The 9,406-nt window shown below is 65.0% G+C and carries 10 protein-coding genes; 9 read left to right on the forward strand and 1 reads right to left on the reverse strand.

What is annotated here, in order from left to right:
* The 5 genes from B1964_RS03710 to B1964_RS03730 form a co-directional block, all read left to right on the forward strand.
* On the forward strand, positions 1–361 hold a 361-nt coding region (locus B1964_RS03710), incomplete at its 5' end, for a sugar transferase (RefSeq protein WP_139765616.1).
* Positions 362–384: 23 nt separating this feature from the next.
* Entirely contained in the window at positions 385–1,641 is a 1,257-nt protein-coding gene (locus tag B1964_RS03715) for a class I SAM-dependent methyltransferase (RefSeq protein ID WP_079928903.1), read from the forward strand.
* Positions 1,638–2,456, forward strand: coding sequence for a glucose-1-phosphate cytidylyltransferase (locus tag B1964_RS03720; RefSeq protein WP_079928898.1), 819 nt, complete (start codon positions 1,638–1,640; stop codon positions 2,454–2,456). Before B1964_RS03715 ends, B1964_RS03720 begins: the two co-directional genes overlap by 4 nt.
* Complete coding sequence (locus B1964_RS03725) at positions 2,453–3,100, forward strand: PIG-L family deacetylase (RefSeq protein WP_079928899.1); 648 nt, start codon at positions 2,453–2,455, stop codon at positions 3,098–3,100. The genes B1964_RS03720 and B1964_RS03725 overlap by 4 nt, the downstream gene beginning before the upstream one ends.
* Position 3,101: 1 nt before the next feature.
* On the forward strand, positions 3,102–4,130 hold the full coding sequence (locus B1964_RS03730) for an NAD(P)-dependent oxidoreductase (RefSeq protein WP_079928900.1): 1,029 nt from the start codon (positions 3,102–3,104) through the stop codon (positions 4,128–4,130).
* Here the strand turns inward: B1964_RS03730 and rfbC are convergent.
* Positions 4,114–4,665, reverse strand: coding sequence for a dTDP-4-dehydrorhamnose 3,5-epimerase (gene rfbC / locus B1964_RS03735; protein WP_079928904.1), 552 nt, complete (start codon positions 4,663–4,665; stop codon positions 4,114–4,116). The genes B1964_RS03730 and rfbC overlap by 17 nt on opposite strands.
* 14 nt (positions 4,666–4,679) lie before the next feature.
* On the opposite strand from rfbC, the gene B1964_RS30325 reads away from it, so the two are divergent.
* From B1964_RS30325 to B1964_RS03750, 4 genes are all read left to right on the forward strand, one after another.
* Positions 4,680–5,843, forward strand: a complete 1,164-nt coding sequence (locus B1964_RS30325; protein WP_253193873.1) for a transferase — start codon at positions 4,680–4,682, stop codon at positions 5,841–5,843.
* Positions 5,840–7,183: a glutamate-1-semialdehyde 2,1-aminomutase gene (locus tag B1964_RS30330; protein WP_172398744.1), complete on the forward strand. Its 1,344-nt coding sequence runs from the start codon at positions 5,840–5,842 to the stop codon at positions 7,181–7,183. Before B1964_RS30325 ends, B1964_RS30330 begins: the two co-directional genes overlap by 4 nt.
* A gap of 165 nt (positions 7,184–7,348) precedes the next feature.
* Positions 7,349–8,533: an EAL domain-containing protein gene (locus tag B1964_RS03745; RefSeq protein ID WP_079928901.1), complete on the forward strand. Its 1,185-nt coding sequence runs from the start codon at positions 7,349–7,351 to the stop codon at positions 8,531–8,533.
* A gap of 256 nt (positions 8,534–8,789) precedes the next feature.
* A partial coding sequence (locus B1964_RS03750; RefSeq protein ID WP_079928902.1) for a hypothetical protein occupies positions 8,790–9,406 on the forward strand: 617 nt, incomplete at its 3' end.

Raw genomic sequence — 9,406 nt, forward strand, 5'->3', positions numbered from 1 at the left:
GGGCCCCCCCGCCGATGCCGACCGGATCGGCACTCTCGGACGATTCATGCGCAAGACATCTCTCGACGAGCTCCCGCAGCTGTGGAACGTCTTTCGCGGTGACATGTCGATCGTCGGCCCTCGTCCGGAACGGCCACACTTCGTCGAACAGTTCGAGGGTGCCGTACCGAGCTACGCCGACCGGCACCGAGTGCCCGTCGGTCTGACCGGTTGGGCTGCCGTTCATGGGCTTCGGGGTGATACCTCGATCGCCGACCGAGCGCTCTACGACAACTTCTACATCGAGAACTGGAGCATCTGGCTGGACATCAAGATCATCGTCCGCACGGTCGGATCGGTGTTGAAGGGAACCGGTGGCTGATGCATGAGCTCACCGATGGCCCCATGACCTGTCGGCTGTGTGGCGGTTCCCACCTGCGGAGCATCCTCGATCTGGGGGCGTCGCCGCCCTGCGAACGGTTCTTGACCGCAACTGGTCTCGACGAGATGGAACCGACATACCCACTGCACCTGCGCCTGTGTGAGGAGTGCCTACTGCTGCAGATACCCGCTCTGATCACCCCGGAGGACACCTTCACCGAGTACGCGTACTTCTCGTCGTACTCGGATTCCTGGGTGGCACATGCTCGTTCATTCGTCGATGCAGCGACGACGCGCGTCGGACTCGACAATGATTCGTTCGTCATCGAGGTCGCGAGCAACGACGGCTACCTGCTACGTCACGTGGTCGACGACGGAATCGCCTGTCTCGGAATCGAACCGTCGGCGAATGTCGGGGAGGCTGCGCGCGTGAAGGGGGTGCCGACCGAGACGGCGTTTCTCGATGAGGGACTCGCCGAGAGTATCCGGGTCGAGCACCGGCCTGCCGATCTCGTGGTCGCCAACAACGTCTACGCGCACGTCCCGGACCTGCTGGGATTCACCCGCTCGCTACGTGCCCTGGTCGCCGATGACGGATGGGTGAGCATCGAGGTCCATCACGCGCTGAACCTGGTGTCGCTGGGGCAGTTCGACACCATCTACCACGAGCATTTCCAGTATTACACGGTGCTCAGCGCCTCGCGGGCACTGGCGACCGCCGGGTTGACCGTCGTCGACGTGGAGATGCTGAGCACCCATGGCGGCTCGATCCGGTTGTGGGCGAGACCCGATGCCGTCGGCGCGGTGCCGCAGAGCAGCGTGGCGATCGCGCTCGAGATCGAGCGGTCCGCAGGCCTGCACGAGGTGTCGGGATACCTCGGACTGCGAAACAAGGCGGAGTCGATTCGCCAAGAATTGGTGCGGTTTCTTCTGGATCAGCGCGCGCTGGGCAAACGGGTCGTCGGGTACGGGGCGCCGGGCAAGGGCAACACCCTTCTCAACTACTGCGGCATCCGTCCCGACCTGTTGGAGTACACGGTCGACCGAAACCCCTACAAACACGGTAGATTCACCCCAGGCACCCGGATTCCGATTCATCCGCCTGCCCGCATCGACGACGATAAACCGGATGTGGTGGTGGTCCTGCCGTGGAACCTCGAGACCGAGATCACCGAGCAACTGCGCCACGTCGCCGACTGGGGCGCCGAGTTGGTGTATCCACTACCGCAGCTTCGAAGAGTTTCCCACGATGCCGAGTCCGCCGGAGGTCGTTGCTCATGAAGGTTGTGTTGTTCTGTGGTGGTCATGGAATGCGCATGCGCAACAGCGCCGACGATTCCGTCCCCAAGCCGATGCAGATGGTGGGTCCGAGGCCACTGATCTGGCACGTCATGCGGTACTACGCACATTTCGGGCACACCGAGTTCATCCTGTGCCTGGGATACGGAGCCACCCACATCAAGGAGTACTTCCTCGAGTACCGGGAGACCGCCTCCAACGATTTCGTCATGCGCGATGGTGAGGTCGAACTACTTGACGCCGACATCAGTGACTGGTCGATCACCTTCGTGGACACCGGGATCGACTCGGCTATCGGTGAGCGATTGCGTCGGGTACGCCGTTTTCTCGGTGATGACGAGTACTTCCTGGCCAACTATGCCGACGTGCTCACCGATGCGCCGCTCAACGACATGATCGACGAGGTGAAACGCCGTGGTGCAGCGGCATCGATGATGCTTGTCCCGCCGCAGTCGTCCTTCCACTGCGTAGAGGCGACCGAGGACGGGGTGGTCACGGCGATCACGCCCGTGTCGGAGTTCCCGATCTGGGAGAACGGCGGATTCTTCGTACTCACGCCGGAGATCTTCGATCACCTTCCCGAGGGTGGCGACCTGGTCGCCGACGTGTGTGGTGCGCTGACCCGGCAAGCCCGTCTGTTCGCCTACCGACACACCGGATTCTGGAAGCCCGCCGACACGTTCAAGGAGCGGGCCGAACTCGATGCCCGCTACCACCGCGGCGACTGCCCGTGGATGCTCTGGGAGGGTCGGGAGTCCGATCAGGATCTCCCCGAGGACATTTCGGCGGCGCAATGATCGACGTGCGTACCGGAATCATTGCTGAGGTCGCGCTGCTCGCCGCGCACTGCGACGACATCCCGATCGGGATGGGCGCGACGCTGTTGACCATGGCGCGCGCCCACCCGGGTCTGCGTGTCCACGCGTTGGTCCTCACCGGTGCGGGTACCGCGCGGGAAGTCGAGGAACGTGCGGCGCTCGCGGCGTTCTGCCCGGGCGCAGACATCGATCTGACGATCCTCGATTTCCCCGACGGTCGCACGCCGGCACAGTGGAACGAGGTGAAGGATGCGCTCGGAGCGTTCCGACGCGATACCGATCCGAGCCTGGTGTTCGCCCCGCAACGTCGCGACGCGCATCAGGATCACCGACTACTTGCCGAACTCGTGCCGACCGAGTTCCGTGATCATCTGACACTGGGATACGAGATCCTCAAATGGGAGACCGACACCCCGACCCCGACCGTGTTCGTCCCGATCGCCGAAGAAGTTGCCCGCGAGAAGGTTCGGCTGCTGCACGAACACTATCGATCGCAGGTGCCGCACGACTGGTTCGACGAGGCGTCCTTCCTGGGTTTGTCACGGCTGCGTGGGGTCCAGTGTCGCAACGATCATGCCGAGGCCTTCGTCCTCGACAAAGCGATCCTGCGAATAGGAGAATGACATGCGTGTTCTGGTGACCGGACACCAGGGATACCTGGGTACCGTGATGGTCCCGATGCTGATCGCGGCCGGACACGAGGTGGCCGGCCTGGACAACGGCTACTTCGCCGACTGCATCCTGGGACCCGTTCCCGACGACCCGCCGCTGGTGGGTGGCGATCTACGCGACGTGACACCCGATCACCTCGCCGGATTCGACGCGGTGATCCATCTCGCGGCCCTGTCGAATGATCCGCTCGGAGCACTCGAACCGGAGATCACTCACGACATCAATCATCATGCGTCGGTACGCCTGGCGCGCGCGGCCAAGGCCGCCGGTGTCGGTCGATTCCTGTACGCGTCGACGTGTTCGGTGTACGGCGCGGCCGGCGACGGTCTTGTCGGTGAGGATGCCCCGTTGCACCCGCTGACGCCGTACGCCGAGAGCAAGGTGCGTGTCGAGGGCGATGTCGCCGAACTCGCCGATTCGAGCTTCGTGCCGGTGTTCCTGCGCAACGCAACGGCTTTCGGCTTTTCCCCGCGCCTGCGCGCGGACATCGTCCTGAACAATCTGGTCGGCCACGCGGTCCTCACCGGTCACGTGCGCGTGCTGTCGGACGGGACGCCCTGGCGTCCACTGGTGCACGCACAGGACGTCGCGCAGGCGTTCATCGTGTGCCTGACCGCGCCCGCCGAGGTGGTCGGTGCCCGCGCCTACAACATCGGCACAGAGGCGAACAATCTGACCGTCGCCGAGATCGCCGAGTGGGTGGCGCAGACGGTGCCCGGTTCGACCCTGCTGATCACCGGTGAGAGCGGACCTGACCCGCGGTCGTATCGTGTCGAATTCTCGCGTGCCCGAAACGAACTCGGCTTTGAGGCGCAATGGACGATCCCGGCGGGCGCGAAGGAGTTGGCCGACGCCTACATCTCCTACGGGCTGACCGCGGACGCATTCACCCGACGCTTCACCCGACTGGCCCGGCTGGAGTCGTTGCGCGATGACGGCCGCCTCGATCCCACGATGCGCCGGATCACCGCAGGTGCGTGAGCAATTCGCGCCAGCTCCCTGCCGACCGGTCGCGCGAAGAAACCACGCTGACCGGCGCGGGCCAGGCGATCGCGAGATCGGGATCGTCGAAGGCAACGCCGATGTCCTCGGCGGGATCATGAGGGCGGTCGATGCGGTAACACACGTCGGCGATGTCCAGCGCCTGGAATCCGTGCAGGAATCCCGGTGGGATGTAGAGGTTGGTGAACTCCTCGTCGTCGAGACGGAAGGACTGGTGATGACCGAAGGTGGGGGAGTCCGGCCGGATGTCGACCACCACGTCGTGGACGGCTCCGTGGGCGCAGCGGACCAGCTTGGCCTCGCCGTGGCCGGAACGCCCGTGCATCCCCCGAATCACTCCGGCCGCCGACCGCGATTGCGAGTCCTGTACGAAAGCCGCTGCAGCGCCGGGTCTGCCGAGGTACTCGTCGAAGATCTCGGCGTCGAAGGTGCGGGTGAACAACCCGCGGTCGTCTCGGTGCGGTTCGGGCGTCAACACGAGTACGCCGGCCAGTTCGGTGGTGTCGATTCGCACGAGGTCATCGTCGCATGAGTGGCTGCCGGGCGTGCGCAAGTATCGAACTCACGCGAGTACTCGAACTCGGGCCGGTACCCGCCGCAGACTTCTTTCCACCTGCCGCGCAACCGGTGTCGCCGTTGGAGGCTGCTCATCCGGCGGCCATGGCACTGTGCGGTCGGTGTGGTCTGGCGCAGTTGGTCGACGACGACACCGTGACCCAGGAGCCGCGTGGCCTCGAACCGCAGGCCCTGATCGATCAGGCGGCCGCCGCGGTGGCCGACGCCGCGTCCGCCGGATTTCTGCGGGGCCGGACGGTCACCGAGTTCGGCAGCCCGCACGGTGGGACCTGGATGCCCCATTTGGCCGAGTGGGGTTTCGACGAGGTGATCCACGATCATCCGGGCGGGGCGGACGTGGTGATCGACTCACTGGGCATCATGCATGAGGCGGATCAGGCCGCGGCCTTCGCTCGTCGCGCCGCCGTCACCGCACCGGACGGGGTGCTGCTGCTGCAGTTCCACTCGCTGCACACGATCGTCACGCAGGGACAGTGGAATGCGCTGCGGCACGGGCACTTCGCGTATTACTCACTGCCTGCGTTGCGACGTTTGCTCCGCGCAGTCGGGATGGGCGTGGTCACCGCGTGGTCCTATGACCTCTACGGCGGCACGATCATGGTTGCCGCCGTACACGGCGATATCGAACCCGATGACAAGGTCGCCGCCGTCCTCGAGTGCGAAGCCGCGATGACGGATCCGGCGACCGTGCGAACACTGCAGTCGTCCGTCGACGGCCACGTCGGTGGTCTTCGTGCATGGCTGCAGGCGCAACGCGCTGCGGGTGCACGCGTGTATGGGTACGGGGCGTCGTCGCGTGTGGTGGCCCTGCTGAGCTTGGCTGGTGTCGACTCGTCGCTGCTGACCGCAGTCGCCGACGCCTCACCGAACAAGCAGGGGCGGCGCATGCCCGGGTGTGACATCCCGATCATCTCGCCAGACGAACTCGTGACCGCCGACCCGGATCGGGTGGTTCTGACGGTCCCCGATATGTTGGGTGAGGTGTCGCGGCGGAATCCGGCGCTGGGCGGCCGGTGGGTCGTCGACGGGCCGCATGAGTACGACGGGCCGCATGAGTACGACGGGCCGCATGAGTACGACGGGCCGCATGCGCGTGCTGAAAGGGCCTCTTCATGACCTACCGTCGGGTTTTCTCCGAATCGAACCGTTTACAGGCGCAGCTGCATCACATGGTTCCCGGTGGTGCACACACCTATGCCCGGGGAGACGACCAATACCCCGATGACATGGCGCCGATCCTGGTGCGCGGCTCGGGTGCGCGGGTATGGGATGCCGATGGTAACTGTTACGTCGAGTACGGCATCGGGTTACGTTCGGTCACCTTGGGACATGGCTATCGGCCGGTGGTCGATGCGGCCTATGCCGCGATGGTGGACGGTATGAACTTCAGTCGTTCGACTACGACGGAAATCGCTGCTGCCGAAGACTTTCTGGCTCTCGTGCCGAGCGCGGACATGGTCAAGTTCGCCAAGAACGGTTCCGACGTCACCACCGCGGCGATTCGGTTGGCGCGCGGGGCAACTGGTCGTGACCGCGTGGCGATCTGTTCGCACCCCTTCTTCTCCGTGGACGACTGGTTCATCGGGACCACCGATATGTCCGCAGGGATCCCGGATTGCGCCTACGCCGACAATCCCCGATTCATCTACAACGACCTCGAGTCGTTGCGCGCGGTGTTCAACGAGTATCCCGGTGAAATCGCGGCGGTCATCCTCGAGGCAGCCACGGCCACCGCCGAACCTGCCCCCGGCTTTCTCGAAGGGGTTCGTCAGCTGTGTGACCGACACGGCACCGTCCTCGTGTTCGACGAGATGATCACCGGTTTCCGCTGGTCGGAGCACGGGGCGCAGTCGGTGTACGGCGTCACACCGGATCTGTCGTGTTGGGGCAAGGCGATGGGCAACGGGTTTCCGATCTCGGCGCTCGCGGGCTCGCGGGATCTGATGGAGCTCGGCGGGCTGAACACCGACGCCGACCGGGTGTTCCTGCTGTCGACGACGCACGGTCCCGAGACCGCGTCGCTCGCCGCCTTCCGGGCCGTGGTGGCCGCCTATCGTGACACAGATCCGGTCGCGGCGATGGAGTCGGCGGGCCGTCGGCTTGCCGAAGGAGTCAATGCGGTTTCCGCCGAATACGGTGTCGCAGAATCGTTATCGGTAATCGGTCGGCCGTCGTGTCTGATCTTCGTGACATGCGGTCCGGACGGAGCGCCGTCACAGGAATACCGCACGCTGTTCTTGCAGGAGATCATCGAACGTGGGGTGCTCGGACAATCGTTCGTGATTTCGGCGGCGCACTCCGACGAGGATGTGGATGCGACGATCGAGGCTGTTCGCGGGGCGCTGCCGACGTATTCGCGGGCGTTGGAGGCTGGTTCGGTGGACGGATTCCTCCGCGGTCGGCCGGTGGCACCCGCGCTACGACGCAGCGCCGCCCCACGTCGTCTGCCCGGCTGAGCAGGCAGAGCGAGACGACTGGCCGGCAGCGTTCGGGGTCGTTCGACCGCACAATATCGACACGTCTGAGCACTGATTCTTTTCTGGGAGCGCCCCCGGCCCGTAGGGTGGACCCATGATTGCTGACCGTTCGGGGGACGGGCCAGGGGATCGTGGTGATGACGTGTGACCGGGTTCGGGGTGGTAGTGGCGATTTCGGCGGACCCGTATCACCGGGTCGCGGTGGCATATGGCCGCGAGCGATCGGTGGATATCGCCGAGGCGTTTGTCGAGGAAGTGCTGGCTCGGACCGGTACGACCGCCGAGATCATTCGCCGCTCCGACCTCGAGTGGCTTGCCTATTTCGACGAAACCGATGACGCCGCTGCGAAGTTGCTGTATCAGCCGTGGAGTTACGGTTCGCATGCGGTGGATGTTGACGGATCCGTGCATTTCCTGGAGGTCGCCATGGGTATCGTGCGCACCGCGGACTTCCCTGCGAGCGTCACCGACGAGGAGATCGTCTCCGCCGCGGACGCGGCACTGTCTCGGGCGTTGGTCGACGGACTCAGCGCGGTGATCGCCAATCCTTTTCTGGCGCAATCACTCCGGCGTGAGATCTCCATGGCGAACGCACTCATCACGGCCGCCGACGACGACTTCCCGGTGTACTACCAGCCGATCGTTCGGCTCTCCGACGATGTCACGGTGGGCTGGGAGTCGTTGCTGCGCTGGACGACTGCGGGCTCGGTGCGCAGTCCGGACGCCTTCATGCCGGTCGCCGAGGCGACCTCGCTGATCATCCCGATCGGCCGGCGTGCGATCCGCGCGGTGTTCGCCGATCTCGCCGGGCGGATCGGTCGCACGGAGGGGGATGAGGCCTTCGTCTCGATCAACTTGTCCGCCAAGCAGTTGTGGGACGAGTCGCTTCCCGCGTATTTCTCCGAACTCGGCGCCGAGTACGGGGTGGAGCCGAGCCGCGTGTGGATCGAGGTCAGTGAGATCGACGTCATCCGGCCTGCGGGAGCCGCTGCGCGCACGCTGTTCGCGCTCCACGGTCTCGGATGCACGATTTGTGTGGACGATCTCGGCTCGGGATTCTCGGCATTGCGATATGTCCGGGACCTTCCGGTAGAGGTTCTCAAGGTGGATCGGACCTTGGTGACCCCGTTGCCGGACAGCACTGCCGACCGTGCTGTGGTGGATGCGATCTGCACGATGGCGAAAGCGACCGGATTACGCGTGGTCGCCGAGGGAATCGAAACCGAGGACGAGCTCGACGAGGTGAACAAGCTCTGTTTCGACCTCGGCCAGGGATATCTGCTCGGCCGTCCCGCGGCAGCCGCCGACCTCTTCGGTCCGGCGCGCTGACGCGCCCAGACCGACTCCGACCGCCATCTTCAGTGAAGCTAACAGTTCTCTGATTGCGGCCGTGCCCGTATTCTGACCGAATGGCGCCCTCACAGACGCCTCTTGTGAAACACGGGGAATTCACGGGATGCACAACAAGATCTGTGATGGTCCATTTTCCGTTCGTCGTCCCCGAACGGGAATTGTATTCACGATCTTCAATCACGTCGTTTAGCCGAAGCGCCGTGGTCGACCCTCTCGGAAAGAAGCACGCCTCATGAACGCAGCTCTGCGCACCATCGCCACCCGTCACGACTCCGCGATCCGCGGGATGGTGACGCCGAACTACACCCTGCGGGCAGCCACTCCGGCGATGCATCCGGCCCTGTGGCGGGAGTACCTGCGGGGTGCGGAGAACGCCTATACCCGGTACGGCTGTGCGGCCGCACTGGACTACGAGCGGGTGGTCGGGGGCGAGGAGACGGTGATGTTCTTCGTCGTCCTCGACAACTCGCAGCAGGTGGTCGGCGGCCTGCGGGTGCAGCCACGCTTCGCCGCGGCGGCGCAGACGCATGCGCTCGAAGAGTGGGCGGGTCAGCCCGGTCAGGTCCACCTGGTCAACGCCATCGAGGAACGCATGGACGGCGGCATCGTCGAGGTCAAGACGGCCTGGACCGATGAGCGGTCACCCATCGCCAAGGAGGTCGTCGGACAGCTCTCGCGACTGGGGTTGCCGATCATGGAGATGTGTGGCGTCGACCACATGATGGCCACGGCCGCCGACCACGTCCTCAAGCGCTGGACCTCCGGCGGCGGGCGGGTCGACCCGAGCGTGCCCGCCACCCCGTTCCCGGACGAGCGGTACCGCACCCAGCTGATGTGGTGGGAGCGGGC

The organism is Gordonia sp. i37, assembly GCF_002043085.1.
GTDB lineage: Bacteria > Actinomycetota > Actinomycetes > Mycobacteriales > Mycobacteriaceae > Gordonia > Gordonia polyisoprenivorans.

What these genes read in the sequence shown, in the direction of transcription:
- B1964_RS03730 (WP_079928900.1), top strand. Translation starts at nt 3,102, where the DNA reads ATGCGTGTTCTGGTGACCGGACACCAGGGATACCTGGGTACCGTGATG.
- B1964_RS03725 (WP_079928899.1), top strand. Translation starts at nt 2,453, where the DNA reads ATGATCGACGTGCGTACCGGAATCATTGCTGAGGTCGCGCTGCTCGCC.
- B1964_RS30330 (WP_172398744.1), top strand. Translation starts at nt 5,840, where the DNA reads ATGACCTACCGTCGGGTTTTCTCCGAATCGAACCGTTTACAGGCGCAG.
- B1964_RS03715 (WP_079928903.1), top strand. Translation starts at nt 385, where the DNA reads ATGACCTGTCGGCTGTGTGGCGGTTCCCACCTGCGGAGCATCCTCGAT.
- B1964_RS03720 (WP_079928898.1), top strand. Translation starts at nt 1,638, where the DNA reads ATGAAGGTTGTGTTGTTCTGTGGTGGTCATGGAATGCGCATGCGCAAC.
- B1964_RS30325 (WP_253193873.1), top strand. Translation starts at nt 4,680, where the DNA reads ATGAGTGGCTGCCGGGCGTGCGCAAGTATCGAACTCACGCGAGTACTC.